The following is a 19,193-nucleotide window of genomic DNA, read 5'->3' on the forward strand; positions in this document are numbered from 1 at the left end:
TTAGTAACCGCCAAGGGAGGAATTTTTTATGGCCACAATAGCATTTATCGGCCTTGGCAATATGGGTGGCCCGATGGCCGCCAACCTCGTGAAAGCCGGTCACACCGTTCGCGGCTTCGACCTCCTGCCGCAACATCTCGATGAGGCAAAGGCCAATGGTCTCTCGATAGCCTCGAGCGCGCAGGATGCGGTTGCCGACGTTGACGTGGTGATCACCATGCTGCCCGCCGGAAAACACGTTCTCTCCGTCTATGAGGACATTGCACCAAATGCTCGAAAAGACTCACTGTTCATCGACTGTTCGACAATCGATGTAGATTCAGCACGCAAGGCACATGAGCTGGCCGCAAGCCACGGACATCTTTCCATTGATGCGCCTGTTTCCGGTGGCACCGGTGGCGCTTCCGCAGGGACATTGACTTTCATGGCTGGCGGCAGCGACGACGCATTCACACGCGGAGAGCCGATCCTGCAGCCAATGGCTGGAAAGATCGTGCATTGCGGCGGTGACGGCGCAGGACAAGCGGCGAAAATCTGCAACAACATGATCCTCGGCATATCGATGATCGGTGTCAGCGAGGCCTTTGTTCTGGCTGAGAAACTGGGCCTGTCCCACCAAGCGCTCTTCGATGTGGCGTCAACATCATCGGGGCAATGCTGGTCACTGACAACCTACTGTCCGGTTCCGGGACCGGTTCCAACATCACCTGCAAACCGCGACTATAAACCCGGTTTTGCGGCAGCTTTGATGCTGAAAGACCTCAAGCTCTCGCAGGAAGCCGCGCAAAGCGCTGGCGCTGAAACACCGCTCGGTGCACATGCACAGGAACTTTACAGTCTTTTTGATGGTGAAGGCCATGGCGCGGAAGACTTCTCAGGCATCATCAATTACCTGCGCTCCAAATCAGGAGCAAAGTAAACAATTGCCCACGCAAAAAATCGCATTGTTTAGATTTGCTTAAGTCTCTGATAACCGTACGGTAACGATGTTGGGCTAGAAAGGAGCACGAGACGGGTTCCCCCGGCTCAACGCTCCGGATCTGGTACTGCGTACCGGAGCTCAGTATATCCCGCCAGTGTATTGTTCGGCGGAGATGCCATGCGTAATTGGCAAAACCGTGCACCTCTGGCAGCGCGGTTTTTGCCATTTCAGCCTACAAATAGTTGCCTGAAACTGGCCCGTTGCCCTTGATCACAAGGGAATGCACAATTACACGCCTTTGTTACAAAACATTTAGAGCTGTTCGATTGAAATCCGGACATAATCCTGTGAAATGCAGAGCGCTTCCAATGAAGCCTGCTACACAGGTGATTTTTATTCAGGGCAATGAATTTGACTGCACAACGACCAGCCACCGCTGTTTCCACTGCCGATAAGAAACTTTTCGGTCTGCCTTTGGCTGTAATTTTTGTGCTGTGCTATTTCGCGTTCCAAACCATTCTCGTCACCGTTGTTTCCAACGGCGCAGGCCTTGATGACGCCGAGCAGTTGGCCAATATTGGCTACCTGGACTGGGGGTATGGCGGATCACAACCCCCTCTCTATACCTGGATTACCAATCTGGTTGCATCGGTGCTGGGCACATCGATGCTCACACTCCAGATCGTGAAATTCAGCATTCTTGCAAGCTTGTTCCTAAGCGTTTACGGCGCTATGAGACTGCTCGGTTTTTCGCGCATCGTCGCGTCAGCCGGTATGCTTGGTCTGTTTCTCATCCCGCAAATCGGGTGGGAATCACAACGCGCCCTGACCCATTCAGTTGCAGGCACCGCCGGTTGTGGCTGGGCCTTCCTGGCCTTTGCCTGGCATATGCGCAGGCGCAGTGTCGTCTCTGCCGCCGCATTAGGCATCGCGATGGCTGCAGCTATCTTGGGCAAATTCAATGCCTCATTCTTCCTGATCATGCTGATCATGACAGGACTTCTCATTCCCGAATACCGCCGGATACTGCTCTCCAAGCTGAGTTTCGTTACGATTCTGGCATTCGCCATCTGCTTCGGACCAACTGCGCTCTGGATGTTCGCACACAAATCCAGCGTCATGGCGCGCGCGAGCAAGTTTGAAATCGGCGCTTCCGGCAATGTCTTCTTCGACCGGCTGATGGGCGTCGAGAGCCTGATAGAAGCAGCCTTTCTGTTCTCGATCCTTGCCCTGGCAATCGCGGGTATCATCGCACTCATTCACTGGCAGAAGAAAACCGCCCCCTCCGTTCCGCTGACCACCGGCGAGAAATTCCTGCGGCTCTTGATCCTAGTCGGACTGGTTATTGTTCTCGTTGGCGTTATCGCCACCGGCGCAAATAACGTGAAAGATCGCTGGCTGCAGCCCGTTCTGTTCCTCACTCCGGCACTGATGGCGAGCCTTTTTGCTCGTTACAGGACCGGAAACCGGGCCTTGATCGACTTCGCTGTCGTGAGCGCTGTCGTAGCTCTTATCGTCCCACCGGTGCTAAGCTATTACCTGACCTATGGCTCCAGCTCTCCGCCTTACGGTCAGCTCGATTATCGTCATTTCTACGAGGAAGTGCAGGCGAAAGGCCCGTTCAAGACGATCTTGACGGACAATGCACAGATACCGGGCAATTTCAGACTATTTGATTCGTCGTTGCGTGTGGTTCATCCCGAAACGCCAGATGCCAGAGCTCACCTGACATCACCCGTACTCGTTATGTGGTTCGGTGGCGCTGAACCCAATGAACGCATTGCTACCTTGTTGCAAAATGCGAACATCACAATACCTCATGACGGTATCGCTACCACCGAGATTGAATATAAAACCCGACCAGACAAGCACATAACCGTCAGCTATTTTCTGGTTCCATAAAGGAAAGGCCCGGGAAACCCGGGCCATTTATTCTCTTATTCTACTGTTTCCTGAACCGCATTAGCGGTGCCTTTTACGTCGCGGCCAACGCCGCGTACAGTATTTGCACAGGACGCAAGCGTGAATGCGCAGAGAACGATAGCAACTGGGACAAGTCGGGTCAGCTTCATGACAGTCTCTCCAATGGGATGTGCAATCCTCCCCCTTCAGGGGTAGGTGCATAGAGTTCCAAGTCTATTCAAACCAGTTATGCCTCCCGCCACATACGAAGCCCCTGCCCGGCATCTGGCGGTGAAGCCGATTCACTCGGCTGTCACAAAAGAAATCTAGCGCAGCGTTTTTCGCTGGCAAGAGAATGCATTAGTTCCCGCCCCAATAAACTGTGATCTGTCATCAGCTGGAACGAAAAGTCTCAAACCGGCCGGAACGGCGATAACCTTCGAAAACATTCCGCAGATGGTCAGCAACGACCTGAATGTGCGGCCCGGCTTCCGGTTTCACAATTATACCCAGCTGATAACGTCCCAGAGCGGGCAAACCATGTTCCGGCCCCAGAGCGACAATTCCATCGCTCAATAGCGTTTTACCAAATGGCGCAATGGCAAGATCAGCCATGATCGCAGCCCGCTGTCCTGTCGAATGTGAGCTCATATAGGCAATGCGGTAAGGACGGCCGCTAGTCTCAAGCGCTTCAAGCGCATTGCCGCGCCAGGCACATCCTTCTTCCCAAATCGAAAGAGGCAGAGGCTCCCGACGATAAGCCGTACCACACTTGGCACCCGCCCAGACGAGTTCCTCATCCAGCAGAACTTCCACATCGCCTTTGTTTAGTATCGTATGAGACATGTTGATCAGCGTAACATCGAGCCGTCGCTCATCGAGCCGCTTGCGCAGATTGCTACTCTGGTCGATCACGACATCCACTGTTACGCCCGGATGGCTTTCGGCAAAACGCTTCAAGACAAGCGGCAATACGCATTCGCCGATATCATCCGGCGACCCAAGCCGAACCACTCCGGTCACTGTGGGCGCAACAAATTTCGAGACTGCCTCTCGATTGAGAGCCAGAAGACGACGCGCATATCCGAGCAGAATCTCGCCATCGCTGGTCAGCGTAACCGAGCGTGCGTCCCGATCGAAAACTGCAACACCAATCTGCTCCTCTAACTTCTTGATCTGCATCGAAACGGCAGAGGGCGTGCGGAACACCGCGTTCGCAGCAGAGGAGAAACTTCCCGTATCGGCAATTGCCACAAATGTGCGCAGCACATCGATATCGAGCATCGGAAGGGGATGTTGAACGGGCGCTGTCATGACGGACTCCGTTTTCCACTCTTTGTTCAAATTTTCTGATCTTAAGCCTTTCTATATTTCGTTTGATTGAACGTCAAGCAGAATGCACATTGAGGACACGAACAAGCAGAGCTGCAGCGAGCGTATCAACCGAACTTCCTGAATGAGGAGAGAGAAAATGACCGTTCAATGCCAATCCGCTCCCAACGGCCGGGCATCAGTCGTGTGCTTTACATCAACGTCATCCGTTGCGAACGCACAGTCATGGTTTCTGGCATTTTACTCCGAAGTGCAAAAACAGATCGAAGCCTGGTCGTACGAACGTCGGGTGAAACGCAGCCGTCGTGTGCTGGAATCGCTACCTGAACACATATTGCACGATATCGGCTGGCCAAACGTTGATGATCGTCTGCCGGGCATCGCCAAAAACACAGCAGAGTTCAAGCGTGGGCAGTAAAGCCAATTGAGGGCGGTCATGCGATCCGCCCTCAATTTCCCGACATTAAAATACCTTTTCGCGGCAGGCATTTAGCCGCACTTTGCAACCTACCCGTTCTGTGTCTCAATAGAACACTATCTTGTTTGCGCCATCGCCCTCCCCCTGCGAATCCGGGCCAACGCAGCAAGATTGCCGGTCTGAAAGCGACCGGAGAAAACCGGGCCCAAAAGACCCGGAGTCGTGACGGAGACACAAGGCTTCAACTGCGTCGGGAACCGCAGCCAGAGCCTTTCGAGAATGGGAACGATCGGGCATGATCCAAGCTTCATCGGTTAAGCGGTCTATTGTCTTTTTCCTGGTTCCAAACTTTTCGATGATTGCATTCGCAACGGCCATTGAGCCATTGCGCATTGCAAATCGGATGCTGGGTTATGACGCCTATAGATGGCGACTGACATCGGTTGATGGAAAACCGGTGACCGCATCCAACGGTGTGGAATGCGCCGTCAATGCATCGCTGGAAGATGAGCGACGTTTCCTGCAGCGCGAGCAGCGGCCCTCAATGGTATTCGTCTGTTCCGGCGTCTACGTGGAAGAATTCAGAAACAAGTCGGTCTTTGCGTGGCTGCGTGAGGAATATAATCGCGGCGTGGCAGTCGGTGGACTTTGTACCGGCGCCCATATACTGGCCGCGGCCGGGCTTCTATCTGGCAAACGCTGTGCCATTCACTGGGAAAATCTCCCTGGTTTCTCGGAAGCCTTTCCCAAGGCCGAGGTCTATGCCGATCTCTTTGAGGTCGATGGCAACCTTTACACCTGCGCGGGCGGAACCGCCTCTCTCGATATGATGCTGAAGCTGATTGGAGATGATTTCGACGCCAATCTGGTCAACAAGATCTGTGAACAGGCACTGACCGACCGTGTCCGCAGCCCACAGGATCGCCAGCGCCTGCCGCTGCGGGCCCGTCTCGGCATTCAGAACTCCAAGGTGCTCACCATCATCGAGATGATGGAAGCCAATCTTTCAGAGCCGCAGGCACTGATCAATGTAGCCCATACGATTGGTCTTTCGCGGCGTCAGGTGGAGCGTCTTTTCCGACAGGAGATGGGCCGGTCTCCGGCACGTTATTATCTGGAAATTCGACTCGATCGCGCACGGCATCTATTGTTGCAGTCGTCCATGCCTGTGGTCGAGGTCGCCGTCGCCTGTGGCTTTGTTTCGGCGTCGCATTTTTCCAAATGCTATCGGGAATTATACGGACGCTCGCCGCAACAGGAACGGGCCGAGCGCAAAATGCTCATCGCCGCTTAAGCACGACACTAAAGAAAGATAGAGCTGCATCTTGAATGGAGCAGCTCCACTACTGTCAGCTTTCAGAATAAAATCAAAACCATACAGGCTTTTCCGGAATCAGTTCTACAGACCGACCATCTGTGGATGCAGGATTGTTGGATATGTCGCGAACAGGACAGCCGATGCTCAACCTTCCGGGATTTCCAGAAGCTGCGATGCAGTCGTCTGACGCTGCGAATATGTCGTATAAAGGCAAATGTCGCGACCGGGCAACGACTATGGTTTTGTCAAATACCAACGAGAGCGGTTTCAGGTAATACGGAGTCGTTGGAGCCGCTCTATCCATCTTTTTCACGCATTATCCGACGCAAAACCGCTACGCACTTTTGCTGGAAATGCTCTAGGGACGCATAAAATGGCAGAGTTTCCTAAGAAGGCAAAAGTTGTGATCGTCGGGCTTGGCGGTATCGTCGGCGCCTCGGTGGCACACCATCTGATCGAGCGCGGCTGGGACGATATCGTCGGCATCGACAAATCGGGTATCCCGACCGACATCGGCTCTACTGCCCATGCATCGGACTTCTGCTATGCGACCAGCCATGACTTCCTGTCGTGCTGGACAACGCTCTACTCCATCGATTTCTATGAAAAGATGGGGCATTACGCCCGCGTCGGTGGCATCGAGGTAGCGCGCGTCGGTGACGATGCCCGCATGGACGAAATCAAGCGCAAGGTCGCATCGGGTAAAGCTTTCGGCACTCGTGCTCGCCTGATGGAACCGTCAGAGATCAAGGAAAAATTCCCGCTCATCGAGGAAAGCCTGGTTCAAGGCGGCCTGTGGGACCCCGATGCCGGTCTGGTCATTCCGCGCTCGCAGACCGTCGCCGGCAAGCTGATTGATCAGGCTGAAGCTGCAGGCAAGCTACAAAGCTTCGCCAACACACCGGCCCAGTCGCTAATCGTCGAAAACGGACGCATCAAGGGTGTCGTCACGCATCGCGGCACCATCGAAGCTGACTATGTCATCATCTGCGCTGGCCTTTGGGGACGTCTGATTGCCGAAATGGTTGGTGAAGACCTGCCAGTCATGCCAATTGACCATCCGCTAACATTCTTCGGTCCCTATAACGAGTTTGAAGGCACCGGTAAGGAAATCGGCTGGCCGCTCATGCGCGATCAGGGTAACTCCGCCTATATGCGCGACACCGGCGATCCGAAAACTGCCGAAGGCGGCCAGATCGAATGGGGTTATTACGAAGAAAAGAACCCGCGCTTGTGCCATCCGCGTGACCTTCTGGAAAAGCATGAAGCACGTCTCTCGCCATCACAGCGCGATCTTGAGATGGACCAGATTCTCGAACCGCTTGAGCGCGCCATCGAGCTGACGCCCATTCTGGGCGAGCTTGGCTACAATGAAAGCCACTCCTTCAACGGCTTCCTGCAGGTCACGACCGACGGCGGCCCATCCATGGGCGAAAGCCAGAAGGTGCGCGGCCTATGGTATGCAGTCGCCATCTGGGTCAAGGACGGTCCCGGCATGGGTAAGCTCATTGCCGACTGGATGACCGACGGTCGCACGTCCATTGATCATCACGCCGTCGACTATACCCGTTTCTACCCGCATCAGATGACCGAGCAGTTCATCTGGGATCGCTGCACGGAAACGGCGATGAAGGTGTACAATCCGGCGGTTCATCCGCGTGAACCCTTCTCCAAGGGCCGCAATATCCGCCGCTCACCATTCTATGAACGCGAAGTCGAACTCGGTGGCCATTTCATGGAGCTTGGCGGCTGGGAACGCGCGCACGGCTATGCCGCCAATGAACACCTTCTCGAAAAATATGGTGATCGCGTACCGGTGCGCGAAAACGAATGGGATAACCGCCACTTCTGGCGCGTCTCCAATGCCGAACACCTCGAACTGACCGAAAATTGCGGTATCATCAATCTCTCGCACTTCGCCATGTACGACATTGAAGGCCCCGACCATGTCGAGCTGATGGAGTGGCTCTGTGCAGCTAAAATCGGCGGCGATGCCAATATCGGCAAGGGCATCTATACCCACTTCCTCGACGACGAAGGCATGGTGCGGGCCGACTTCACGGTAATCCGCATGGCAGACCGCATCCGTATGATCAATGGTGCCGATGCCGGACCTCGCGACTTCCACTATATGCGCCGCGTGGCCGAAGATAAGGGCTTTGACGTTACGATCACCGATGTGACGGAAAAATACGTCACCATCGGCATCTGGGGTCCGAATGCGCGCGAGAACCTGAAGAAGGTCGTTGAGAGACCTGAAGGTCTTGATGCGGAAAACTTCCCCTTCGCTGCCATCAAGCCAATCCGGATTGCGGGCAAGGATGTTACCGCGTTCCGCATTTCCTATGTCGGTGAACAGGGTTGGGAATTGCATATGCGTTACGAAGACGGCCTTGCCGTCTGGGATGCGCTTCGCTCCACCGGCGTAATTGCGGTAGGCGTCGAGACCTATGCCAACACGCGTCGCATGGAAAAGAGCTTACGCCTGCAGAATGCCGATCTGCTGACCGAGTATAACCTTCTCGAAGCCGATCTTGCTCGCCCGAAGGTCAAGGAGGCGGATTTCCGCGGCAAGGCAAAGCATGTGGAATATCGCGCCCGCGAGCATCAGCCTGCCATGCTCTGCACGCTGGTCATAACCGACAATGTCGATTCGAAAGGTGTGGCCAGGTATCCTGTCGGCATCATGCCAGTACAGGATTTGGATACCGGAGAAACACTCATTGACGAACTTGGCCGCCGGTCTTTCACGACCTCAGTCGCCTATGGCCCGACGATTGGCAAGAACATCGCGCTCGCGTACCTGCCATGGGCCTATTGTCAGGAAGGTCGCAAGCTGAATGTGGAATATTTCGGTGAGACTTATCCGGTTGAAGTGCTTTCGATAGGTTACAAGCCTCTCTACGATCCGGAAAACCTCAAGCCTCGCAGCTGACCGAGACACTTTCCATACAAAAAAGCCGAGGCAACACCTCGGCTTTTCACATTTCGCAATGGGAAAACTATTTCAACGTGGCTTTGCCACCACTGATCGTGATCGTTTCATCGCCGGTCAACGCTTCGCGGTCCCCGTTCGGAAACGTTACAAAGCAGCCCGAGGCGCAGAATTCAACAGTTTCACCGGGCGCGACAATCATTTCGCGCTTGGAAGCGCCTTCCGTAACGACAATCGTCTGAGGGCCGCTATCATTATTGGAAATCTGCGCGGCGTAGGCGCTGCCAGCCGAAACCGCAAAACCGATTGCTGCACCAAGAACGAGCTTCCCCAAGCTGTTGGCCTGATTTCTGTTCATACCGTCCCGACCTTTCCATCGCTCCCGCCGCGATATGTCCAATGTCGCAAGAGCCCTATTGCCCTCTGTCATCCCCTTTATAAGCGGACAAAACTGAACTGCAACTGAACGAAACGTTCATCAAGCCCGGTCGTCGGCATCCTCGTCGACTTCCGGCTTCTCTGCCACGGCCTTTTTCTTCTTGGCTGATGATGACGGCTCTTTCTCCTTCTGCATCAGATCGGAGAGTTTTTCGATTTCAGGCACACTGAGCACCAGATCAGTCCTGGTAGACGACAGATGTAATCCTTCCTCATGGAAGCGCTCGACAATCTGGAATCGCAACTCATTCTTGATACCACCCGTCGCTGTAATATCGGCCACATAAGCGTAGATATCAAAAATCATCAATGAATCGTTCATGTTCTGAAACGAAACGAACGGCTCAGGATTCTTCAAGATCGACGGATGACCGCGAACAATTTCGAGAAGCAGCGCGTGGACCCGGCGTGGCTCCTCCGTATAAGAGGCCTGCACATTGATATCGATGCGCCCGAGCTTGTTGCGATGCGTCCAGTTGCCGACGTTACCGTTGATAAGCGTCGAATTCGGCACGATGATCGATTGCTTCTGGAAAGTTTCCACTTCCGTTGCGCGCACGCTGATCTTCTTGACGATACCGCTGACCGTGCCGGCTTCTACCCAGTCGCCGACCTTGAACGGACGTTCGGCGAGCAGAATGAGACCAGAAACAAAATTCTGGACGATATTCTGGAGACCAAAACCGATACCGAGAGACAAACCACCGGCGATAAGGGCCAGGTTCGACATATTGAACCCGGCTGCCGATACACCGACCAGAGCGGCAAGACAAAGGCCAACATAGCCTATGACTGTGCGGATTGAATTGCGTACACCAGAATCGACCCGCCCGCGCGCCATAACGCTGTTGTCGAGCCAGTTCTGGAACCAGCGCGTCAGAAGATAGCCGATCACGAACAGCAGCACGCCGGTCAATAGTCCCATGAGCGAGATCGAAATATTGCCGATCTGGAAGCCGGTCATCAACTGATAGAAGGTGCTTTTAAGTTCGGCCCACTGGAAGCCGAGCTGCATCAAAACAAGCGGAATGCCGATCAAGGCAACGACGAGATTGATCAATATGCCCGCCACAAGGCCAAGCTGATCAAGGGTTGCGTCGTCGAAATGAAACCGCTCTCGCATTGCCTTGCCAATCTGGCTGGATGCGAAAGCCTGCTCTTCGGAAATTGCACGCCCAGTCAGGAAGCCCATATACATCGTAACCAGAAATGCGCCCGTCACCACGATCTGCTGAGATATGAAGCGCGCCATACCGATATAGCCAAACAGCGCGGTTAGAATGGGTAAAAGCCCCAATATGATCAGAAATGTTCTGAATGCGCGCGGCCATGAGCGGACAGCGCCATCCTTTTCGCGCTCAACCGGTTTCAGAAACGCAATCGCCAGAATCAGAACGCCGACCATCACCGTGGCAAGCAGGCTTTTCGCCATCGTCAGCGACAGAGGCGATGACAAAATCTGGTTGACCTTTCCGAAGAAAGAATCGAGCCCGCTTGTCAGCGCCGTGGCAGTTATCAGCAACCCCAACACGCGTCCTGGACGTGGTGCGACCGGAACCAGTCGCCACTGCGGCATATCCGAGCTGATACAGGCAGACGCCAGTCTATGAATGAAGAAAACGAGCCCCAGAACGAGAAACAGCGACTGAATCAGAGCGGCAATATCTGTTCTCAAAACGTTGAAATAGTTCATTAAAAAGTAAGTCGTCGCCAGAAAAACGCCCACGGCTGCGGACGGTATAACCGTAGACCAGAAAGCCACTGAGAGGCGACTTAGATAGGAGGGCGATTCGATCGTTGGATCGCGTTGATAGAGCGTTCCGAGGACGCGCCTTGCACCCAGCTGGATGACCAGCGCCGCCGCAAACGCAAAAAACGCGGCAGCGAGAAATGACTTGAGCTTGAACGTACTTACAAAACGCCACCACGACTGAACGATGCGCCAGAGTGAAACCATCTGGTTACTGGCAGCCGAAGCAACCTCTGTACCCAGCGTCGTATCGAGATTCACGCGTTGTGAAAGTGTGCGTGCAAAAAGGTCTCGGCGCATGTCGCCGATCTTTGCGGACATCTGATTGACGGAAAGCGATGTGTCTTCCGTCTCGCCGACAATGGCATTGATCTCGACCTTTTCGGCGGTCAGTCGCGCGCGTTCTTCACTGACGATTGCCGGTTCTGGCGGCTGATCACCGGAGGGTGCGGGGCCAAGCTGTTCCAGCCGCGTATTGATTTCGGTCAGACGCGGACGGAATGAAACGCCAGCATCCAGAAGCTTCTTTGAAAGAGAGTCCAGCTGGAGCTTGAGATTGGCCAGCGTTTCATCGTTCGAAGTGGCCTTGGGAAGCTGATCACTGATCCGTTTCGTCTGTTGCTTCAGATCGTTGATGACAGGCTTTTGTTGCTGAACAACGCTGGAAACAGGCGCTGGTGCCTGTTGCTGATCGGTGGCAGCGGGCGCTTGCTGGGCTGAGTCGTTTTGCGGAGCGGCAGCGGGCGCAGTTTGTGCCGCCGGCGGAGTCGAGGGCTTGTTATCCTGCGCAAAGGCAGGCGCAATGCCACCCGGCGACAGAACGCCGATCAGAAGAGAAAATGCAAGAACACGAAACGTCGATGAATATGCCAATTCAATTCTGCCGTTAAACAAGACATGGTTTCAACATAAAGCGCCCTAAAACGGATGCAAGGCGTAGGCCGTCTACAAGATTTCACGGTGCGCAGGAAGCGGACCCATAACGTATAAGACGAGCCTTGATGCCAGTATTTCCTTGTTCGTGCGAACACAAATGATTAATGAGGATTCGCAATGAGTGTGAAAAGCTGGCTCAACTCCACGGATAGACTCTAAAGAAAGTCTTGGCGATTTGATGAAGGGCATGAAAAACACGGAACAGCACAAGCGGCATGGTTTCATGCTGTTCGTTACGTGCGTTCTGTCGTTTACGGCTTTTCTGTTTGCCGTGGATTTTTCAACGCCGGACGAAGATGTTGCCCGTGGTCACTCCGGCGGCATCGTGGCAAGACAGGTCGAAGGCACTCCGACAACCCCTGTTCGCCAGCAATCCACCCCCTCGCCGCAGCCCATGCGGGCGATCTTGATCGAAGCGATCGCAGCCAAGATCAAAGCTGTTTACCTTGATGGCACCGGAGCAGCGCTGCCCGTGGCGGCAGTGGCTTTTGCTCTTCCAAAGTCGGCAGCAGCCAAAGCGGCGTTGAATTTCCAGCGCCTCGCAGTTTTGCAGAGACATTTTGGCTCTGCCCGTGCGCCTCCTAAAAGCGCATAATATGCCATCCTCGAAGATTGGCTTTAACCAATCCTGACACCATTACAAACGATGCCCGCACCGCTGCTTGATGAGTGGCAATTGGGGCGTACCAACCGGAACCTTAATCCATGCGTACTTCCAAATGGGTGGTTGTGCTTTATAGCCTGATCGTTGCGATCGGCGTTATCATTGCCTTGCCCAACTTTTTCACCCAAAAGCAACTTGAGGCAATGCCGTCCTGGTTCCCGAAGCGTCAGGTCACGCTCGGCCTCGACTTGCGCGGCGGCTCGTATCTCGTGCTCGAAGTCGATGCAGCGAGCCTGAAGAAAGACCGTTTGCGCTCTCTGCTTGACGATGCCCGCAGCAAGCTGCGTGCCGAACGCATCCAGCCGCAGTCGATCCGTGCTGTCGGCGATGCGGTCGTTGTGACCATCCCTGATGCGGACCAGCGTTCCAAGGCGGAAACTGCACTTCGCACGTTGATTTCGCAGGTCAATACCAGCGGTTTCGGTACGGCGATCAACGACATAGATGTTGCCTCGAACGACAATCAGGTACGCCTGACCCTCACCGAGGCAGGTTTCAACTATCGTCTTGATGCCGCTCTTCAGCAGAGCCTTGAAATCATCCGTCAGCGCGTCGACCAGGTCGGCGTTGCAGAACCGTCCATCCAGCGCGTAGGCTCGGACCGTATCGTCGTTCAGCTTCCCGGTCTTCAAGACCCGGCGCAGCTTCGCCAGCTTCTCGGAAGCACGGCGAAAATGAGCTTCCATATGGTCGCCGATGCCAATCCGAACGATGCGCCGCCTCCGGGCGTGACCATCATGCCGGATTCCAAGGATCCGAACATCAAGTACCCGATCGAGGATCAGATCGCCCTTTCCGGCGAGCGTCTCACCGACGCGCGTGCAGGTTTCGACCAGCGCACCAACGAGCCGATCGTGTCTTTCCGTTTCGATAGCCTCGGTGCACGCCAGTTCGCGGACATTACGACGAAAAACGTCAATCGTCCGTTCGCAATCGTGCTCGATGGCAAGGTGCTAAGCGCCCCGGTCATCCGTGAACCGATCACCGGCGGCTCGGGCCAGATTTCCGGCAGCTTTACGGTTCAGGACACAGTTGTTCTTTCGGCACTCCTGCGCGCTGGCGCCCTGCCCGCTCCGCTGACCGTTATCGAAGAACGCACAGTCGGTCCGGACCTTGGCGGCGATGCCATCAAGATGGGTCTGATTACAGGTATCGTGGGCTTCGTACTCGTCGCGGTCTTCATCCAGCTCCTTTATGGCGTCTGGGGCACGATTGCCAACGTGGCGCTGTTGCTCCACACCTTGCTCACCTTCTCTGCCTTGAGCCTCATTGGCGCAACGCTGACATTGCCCGGTATCGCCGGTATTATTCTCGGTATTGGTATCGCGGTTGACGCCAATATTCTCATCAATGAACGTATCCGCGAAGAAACGCGACGCGGCCTCGGAGCCATGGCCGCGCTGGACAAGGGCTTCCATAGCGCCTTCTCCACCATTGTGGATGCGAATGTTACATCCCTGATCTCGACCTTGCTGTTGTTCACCTTCGGCACAGGCCCGGTTCGCGGCTTTGCGATCACCATGATGCTCGGTATCGCGATCTCCATGTTCACTGATGTGACGTTGGTACGCATGGTCATGGCGTGGTACGTTCGCAAGCGTAAGCTGAAGGTGCTCGTCATCGAGCCGTTCCTGAAATTCGTTCCTGAGAAGACGAATATCAGCTTCATGAATGCGCGCTTCATCGGCATTGGCGTCTCGATTGTGCTGTCTATTCTGTCCATTGGTCTGTTCTTCAAACCGGGACTGAATTACGGCATTGACTTCAAGGGCGGCATTCAGGCGGAAATCGTCACGTCACAGCCAGCCGATCTGGCGCAACTTCGCGCCAAGCTAGGCGCACTGGGTCTTGGCGAAGTAGCGCTTCAGTCAGCCGGTAGCCCGAATGATGTCCTGATCCGCGTCCAGCGTCAGGAAGGTGGTGAGGAAGCGCAGACAGTTGCTGTCAACAAGATGCGCGAAGCCGTGACCGAGCTTGATCCAGGTGTGAAAATCGAGCGGACAGAAGTCGTCGGCCCGAAAGTCTCCGGTGAACTGGCCCGTTCAGGCTTCATCGCCGTCATCCTGTCGGCACTCGGCATGCTCATCTATCTCTGGTGGCGCTTCGAGTGGTTCTTTGCGATGGGCGCAATCATCACGCTTATCCTCGACACCACGAAGATGGTCGGCTTCTTCGCGCTGTTCCAGCTCGATTTTAACCTGACAGCTATCGCAGCGCTTCTGACCGCTATCGGTTACTCGGTAAACGATAAGGTCGTGGTTTATGACCGCATGCGTGAAAACATGCGTCTTTATAAATCAAAGCCGCTACGCGAGATTGTCGATATGAGTATCAATCAGGTGCTCGTCCGCTGTGTTTACACATCGATGACGACGTTCCTGTGTATGCTCCCGATGGCAATCTGGGGCGGTAGCGCGGTTCATAATTTTGCCGTGCCGATGCTGTTCGGTATCTTTATCGCTACATCGTCGTCGATCTTCATCGCCGCTCCGATCCTGCTTCTGCTCGGCAACTGGTGGCAGCACCGCAAGGAAGCCCATCAGGCAATTGAAGACAGCGCCGCAGCGCAGAAATAGCCCGCTTGCCGGGCAAGGCTCAAACCTTGCCCGGCTCCCACTTACACAATTGAAAAGCCAGAGGGGGAAGGCACCTGATGCCCCATGACACGCCTTTGATAGCGACAATCGTCATCGGGTTATGCCTGGCCTTCATCTTCGGTGCGATAGCCACCCGCCTGAAAATCTCCCCCCTCGTCGGCTATCTTCTGGCCGGTGTCATTGCTGGCCCGCACACGCCCGGATTCGTCGCAGATCAGGATCTGATTCTGCAGCTAGCCGAAATTGGCGTCATCCTGCTGATGTTCGGCGTCGGCCTGCACTTTTCCCTCAAAGATCTTCTTTCCGTCAAAGCCATAGCAGTACCCGGCGCGCTCGCGCAGATTGCGGCAGCCGCAGCCCTCGGCACGGGCCTTGGGCTCGCCCTTGGTTGGGATGTACAGGCGGGTCTGGTTTTTGGCCTCGCACTTTCGACCGCCAGTACCGTCGTCCTGTTGCGCGCCATGCAAGAGCGCCGCCTGATCGACACCGAACGTGGACGCATCGCAGTAGGCTGGCTGATCGTCGAAGACCTTGCCATGGTCATGGCACTGGTGTTGCTTCCGGCAGTCGCCAGTGTAACCGGTCGTGCAGAAGGCTCAGCAGCGAGTGATCCTATCGTTTCATGGCTTGGCCTCGGAATTGGCGGCATCATCCTTCTCACCATTGCCAAGGTTGTTTTGTTTGTCGCCCTGATGCTCATCGTCGGGCGCAAGGTCATACCGTGGCTTCTGAACGTCGTTGCTCAGACCGGCTCTCGCGAACTGTTTCGTCTTGGTGTGCTCGCCATTGCGCTGGGCGTCGCTTTCGGCGCAGCCCATCTGTTTGGCGTTTCCTTCGCATTGGGCGCATTCTTCGCCGGCATGGTGATGAGCGAATCCGAACTCAGCCATCGAGCCGCGGAAGAGTCCCTCCCCTTGCGCGACGCCTTCGCAGTGCTGTTCTTCATCTCTGTTGGCATGTTGTTCGACCCGATGAGTCTACTTCGCGATCCGCTGCCCCTGCTCGGAACGCTCGCCATCATTCTGATCGGTAAATCGGTCGCAGCATTCTTCATCGTGCGCGCCTTCCGTCGCCCTGTCAGCACAGCGCTCACCATTTCGGCGAGCCTTGCGCAGATTGGTGAGTTCTCCTTCATTCTTGCGGGATTGGGCGTCAGCCTTAATCTCCTCCCGCCAGCCGGACGCGACCTCATTCTCGCAGGCGCAATCCTCTCGATTTTCCTCAATCCGGTCATGTTCATTGTCGCAGAACAGATGCGACCATGGATCGAAAAGCGAAGCAAAAGCGAAACGTCAGCCGGTGAAAACACCAGTGCCGAACTCAATATTTCTGAGCCCGAGCCATTGCCGCAGACTTTACTGACCGCACACACGATTATCGTCGGTTACGGCCAGATCGGCGAAAGGATCGCAGCAGGATTGCAGGCAGAGACGCCTTTTCTCGTCATTGAGGATTCGTCGAAAGTCAGCGCCTCGCTCAAGGATAAAGGCATCCAGGTTATTACAGGGAACGCCTCGGATTCAGATATACTGAAGGCGGCCAATCCGGTAACGGCTCGAAACCTGGTTATTGCAATACCCAACGCTTTCGAAGCTGGGCGGGTGACGGCATTGGCCAGAGCCGCCAATCCGGAAATCAGCATCGTCGTGCGGGCCTGTTCAAAGGCAGAAGCACAATATTTGCATGATCTTGGCGCAGATTTTGTCATTCTGGGAGAAGAAGAAATCGCAGCAGCCATGGCAAAGGCAATCGGAACTGAGATCAAGAAGCAAAATACCGAAACCGTTTCAGAGGAAAACGAATTTCAGGCCGACGCATTAGGGATAATATCGGGAGATGGGTCGACCGATATCATGGGCAAAAAAGGGGATGATATGAAGCATGAAGGCATGGTGACCGGTTGATGAAAGCAAAGGATTACATCTGGCCGGTCGTGGGCATTTGCGCAGTCGGTATTTCGGCTTGGCTTCTCTATCGCGAACTTCGCAGCATTTCGCTCGATGATGTTCTGGACAGTCTTTACGCCATCCGCGCCCATCATTGGGCGCTCGCGGCGGCTTCAGCACTTCTGGCCTACAGTTCGCTTGCTGGTTATGATCGCATCGCGCTGCTGCACCTCAGACGCAAGATTTCCTGGCTGTTTATCGCGCTTTGCTCCTTCACCACCTACGCGCTGTCGCACAATATTGGCGCTTCAGTCGTCTCCGGTGCGGTCGTGCGTTACAGGGCATATTCTTCTCAAGGCATGCCCGGCAGCGAAATCGCCGTCCTCATCGCTTTCTGTTCATTCACATTCATTCTTGGTGTTGTCATTACTTCCAGCGTCGTTCTCCTGCTGGAGCCGCATATTCTCATGCGCTTCAACGAGGAACTGACACCAACCGTCTCCATCGTCATTGCGCTTTTGATGCTGGCATTCGTACTGCTTTATGTCTTCGGTAGCTGGCTGCGCCTGCGTCCGCTTCAGATCGGCAGTTTCCGTCTGGAATATCCGCGGCTGTCGGTTGTGGTGCAGCAGCTCATCGTCGCACCGCTGGAGCTGATCGGTGCCGCTGGTATCATTTATTTTGCCTTGCCAGAGGCCGGCAATCCCGGTTTCCTCATTATTCTTGGCATCTTCCTGGTCTCATTCTCTGCAGCCCTGATATCGCACGCTCCGGGCGGCCTTGGTGTTCTGGAACTCGTTTTCCTGACTGGCCTGCCGGATATGAATCAGGCTGATGTTCTGGCTGCGCTGATCGTCTTCCGTCTGCTCTACCTGCTCATTCCGTTCGCGATGTCGCTTGTGGTCGTGCTGGTCTTCGAGAAATCCCAGTTTCTCCTGCGCTGGAACGATAAACAGCGAAAATAGATGCAGATCAACGACGGAGTATATTTTTCACAAAGCACGCCATAATTTGAATTTGTTTTCCTTAAAATGGCGGCCATGGCCGCCTATCTTGGAACCAGTTTCGCAAACGGAACGAATTGCGAAATTAAACGCCCTCCCAAGGCTTTATCCAAGAGGAAAAACGCATGCCTGCGACATTGATCATCCCCGGCTACAAGGGATCGGAAGCAGGCCACTGGCAGCGCCAATGGTTGCATGACGATCCGTCAGCATTGCTCGTCGAACAGGACGACTGGCACTATCCGGTGCTATCCGACTGGATGCACGCACTCGAAGCCAAACTCGCCGAAAATCCGGGCGCCGTTCTGGTCGCCCATAGTCTCGGCTGCGCACTGGTCGCACATCTGGCCAGCCGACCGTCGGCAGCACATGTGGCGGGCGCCCTTCTCGTTGCACCTGCCGACGCGGAAACTATGGCCCGCAAGGACAGCCGTTTCCAGAGCTTTGCCCCGCTGCCGCGCCATGAGCTGGGCTTCCCTTCCATCGTCGTGGCAAGCCGCAACGATGAATATATGAGCTTTGCCAAAGCTGAAGCCCTTTCGCACGTTTGGGGATCGGGATTTGTCGATCTCGGCCATGCCGGCCATATCAACGTAGCAAGTGGTTTCAGTCGCTTGCCGGAAGGGATTATCCTTGCATCCTCTCTTCACAGAGAACCGGTAGCCAACACGCTTTCCCAAGCAGCGTGACCGTGAGAGCGGTTCCAGTCAAAATGGAACCGCTCCAGCTCTTTTGTATTTAAGCACCTTGCCTGCGTTCAAGCAGAACCTTCAAGACAAGTGTCAGAAGAGCGATCAAAGCGAGCGTCGAAGCCGCAGCGAATGCACCAGCGACATTATAGTCATTGAACAGTAGTTCCACCTGAAGCGGCAGCGTATTGGTCTTGCCTCGGATTGCACCCGAAACGACCGACGTTGCCCCAAACTCTCCCATCACGCGCGCATTGCAAAGCACCGCACCATAGAGCAAAGCCCATTTGATATTGGGCAAGGTGACATAGAAGAAGGTTTGCCAGGCATTGGCGCCAAGCGTCAGAGCCGCTTCTTCTTCATCGCTCCCCTGCACTGTTGATTGCCACTGAGAACTGACCC

The 19,193-nt window shown here is 54.9% G+C and carries 15 protein-coding genes; 10 read left to right on the top strand and 5 right to left on the bottom strand.

All coding sequences use genetic code 11. The annotated features are described in order from the left end of the window. Positions 1-28 precede the first annotated feature (28 nt). Together mmsB and CES86_RS05465 are read left to right on the top strand one after the other, a co-directional pair. Positions 29-919 carry a 3-hydroxyisobutyrate dehydrogenase gene (gene mmsB, locus CES86_RS05460; protein WP_029928929.1) on the top strand — a complete coding sequence of 297 codons (891 nt, stop codon included), beginning with the start codon at positions 29-31 and terminating at the stop codon, positions 917-919. Positions 920-1,327: 408 nt separating this feature from the next. Beyond that, on the top strand, positions 1,328-2,824 hold the full coding sequence (locus tag CES86_RS05465) for a glycosyltransferase family 39 protein (RefSeq protein WP_029928931.1): 1,497 nt from the start codon (positions 1,328-1,330) through the stop codon (positions 2,822-2,824). Positions 2,825-2,859: 35 nt separating this feature from the next. Here CES86_RS05465 and CES86_RS05470 read toward each other — a convergent pair whose 3' ends face one another. After that, complete coding sequence (locus CES86_RS05470) at positions 2,860-2,994, bottom strand: entericidin A/B family lipoprotein (RefSeq protein WP_010659830.1); 135 nt, start codon at positions 2,992-2,994, stop codon at positions 2,860-2,862. Between the two features lie 223 nt (positions 2,995-3,217). Next, positions 3,218-4,138 (bottom strand): LysR family transcriptional regulator, encoded by a 921-nt coding sequence (locus CES86_RS05475; protein WP_012091849.1) that lies wholly within the window; start codon positions 4,136-4,138, stop codon positions 3,218-3,220. A 157-nt stretch (positions 4,139-4,295) separates the two neighbouring features. On the opposite strand from CES86_RS05475, the gene CES86_RS05480 reads away from it, so the two are divergent. The 3 genes from CES86_RS05480 to CES86_RS05495 all read left to right on the top strand — a co-directional run bounded on the left by CES86_RS05480 (position 4,296) and on the right by CES86_RS05495 (position 8,827). Beyond that, positions 4,296-4,574, top strand: a complete 279-nt coding sequence (locus CES86_RS05480; protein ID WP_029928934.1) for a DUF1127 domain-containing protein — start codon at positions 4,296-4,298, stop codon at positions 4,572-4,574. Between the two features lie 295 nt (positions 4,575-4,869). After that, positions 4,870-5,868 (top strand): GlxA family transcriptional regulator, encoded by a 999-nt coding sequence (locus tag CES86_RS05485; protein ID WP_012091847.1) that lies wholly within the window; start codon positions 4,870-4,872, stop codon positions 5,866-5,868. A 397-nt stretch (positions 5,869-6,265) separates the two neighbouring features. After that, a complete protein-coding gene (locus tag CES86_RS05495; RefSeq protein ID WP_094513833.1) occupies positions 6,266-8,827 on the top strand; it encodes a GcvT family protein in 2,562 nt (853 codons plus the stop codon). A 67-nt stretch (positions 8,828-8,894) separates the two neighbouring features. On the opposite strand, the gene CES86_RS05500 is transcribed toward CES86_RS05495, so the two are convergent. After that, on the bottom strand, positions 8,895-9,185 hold the full coding sequence (locus CES86_RS05500; RefSeq protein ID WP_010659825.1) for a hypothetical protein: 291 nt from the start codon (positions 9,183-9,185) through the stop codon (positions 8,895-8,897). A gap of 120 nt (positions 9,186-9,305) precedes the next feature. Further along, the gene (locus CES86_RS05505) at positions 9,306-11,888 is read right to left on the bottom strand and encodes a mechanosensitive ion channel family protein (protein WP_094513835.1); all 2,583 of its coding nucleotides are present in this window, start codon (positions 11,886-11,888) and stop codon (positions 9,306-9,308) included. 241 nt (positions 11,889-12,129) lie between these two features. On the opposite strand from CES86_RS05505, the gene CES86_RS05510 reads away from it, so the two are divergent. From CES86_RS05510 to CES86_RS05530, 5 genes are all read left to right on the top strand, one after another. Then, positions 12,130-12,546, top strand: coding sequence for a hypothetical protein (locus CES86_RS05510; RefSeq protein WP_010659823.1), 417 nt, complete (start codon positions 12,130-12,132; stop codon positions 12,544-12,546). Between the two features lie 110 nt (positions 12,547-12,656). Further along, entirely contained in the window at positions 12,657-15,191 is a 2,535-nt protein-coding gene (gene secD / locus CES86_RS05515) for a protein translocase subunit SecD (protein ID WP_012091842.1), read from the top strand. A gap of 77 nt (positions 15,192-15,268) precedes the next feature. After that, positions 15,269-17,116 carry a YbaL family putative K(+) efflux transporter gene (gene ybaL, locus CES86_RS05520; protein ID WP_029928942.1) on the top strand — a complete coding sequence of 616 codons (1,848 nt, stop codon included), beginning with the start codon at positions 15,269-15,271 and terminating at the stop codon, positions 17,114-17,116. After that, the gene (locus CES86_RS05525; RefSeq protein ID WP_012091840.1) at positions 17,116-18,063 is read left to right on the top strand and encodes a lysylphosphatidylglycerol synthase domain-containing protein; all 948 of its coding nucleotides are present in this window, start codon (positions 17,116-17,118) and stop codon (positions 18,061-18,063) included. The genes ybaL and CES86_RS05525 overlap by 1 nt, the downstream gene beginning before the upstream one ends. A gap of 164 nt (positions 18,064-18,227) precedes the next feature. Next, positions 18,228-18,791, top strand: coding sequence for an alpha/beta hydrolase (locus tag CES86_RS05530; RefSeq protein WP_029928945.1), 564 nt, complete (start codon positions 18,228-18,230; stop codon positions 18,789-18,791). A 49-nt stretch (positions 18,792-18,840) separates the two neighbouring features. On the opposite strand, the gene CES86_RS05535 is transcribed toward CES86_RS05530, so the two are convergent. Then, positions 18,841-19,193: ABC transporter permease subunit (locus tag CES86_RS05535; RefSeq protein ID WP_143851070.1), on the bottom strand; the 353-nt coding region annotated here is incomplete at its 5' end.

The organism is Brucella lupini (genome assembly GCF_002252535.1).
In the GTDB taxonomy this organism is placed as follows: domain Bacteria; phylum Pseudomonadota; class Alphaproteobacteria; order Rhizobiales; family Rhizobiaceae; genus Brucella; species Brucella anthropi.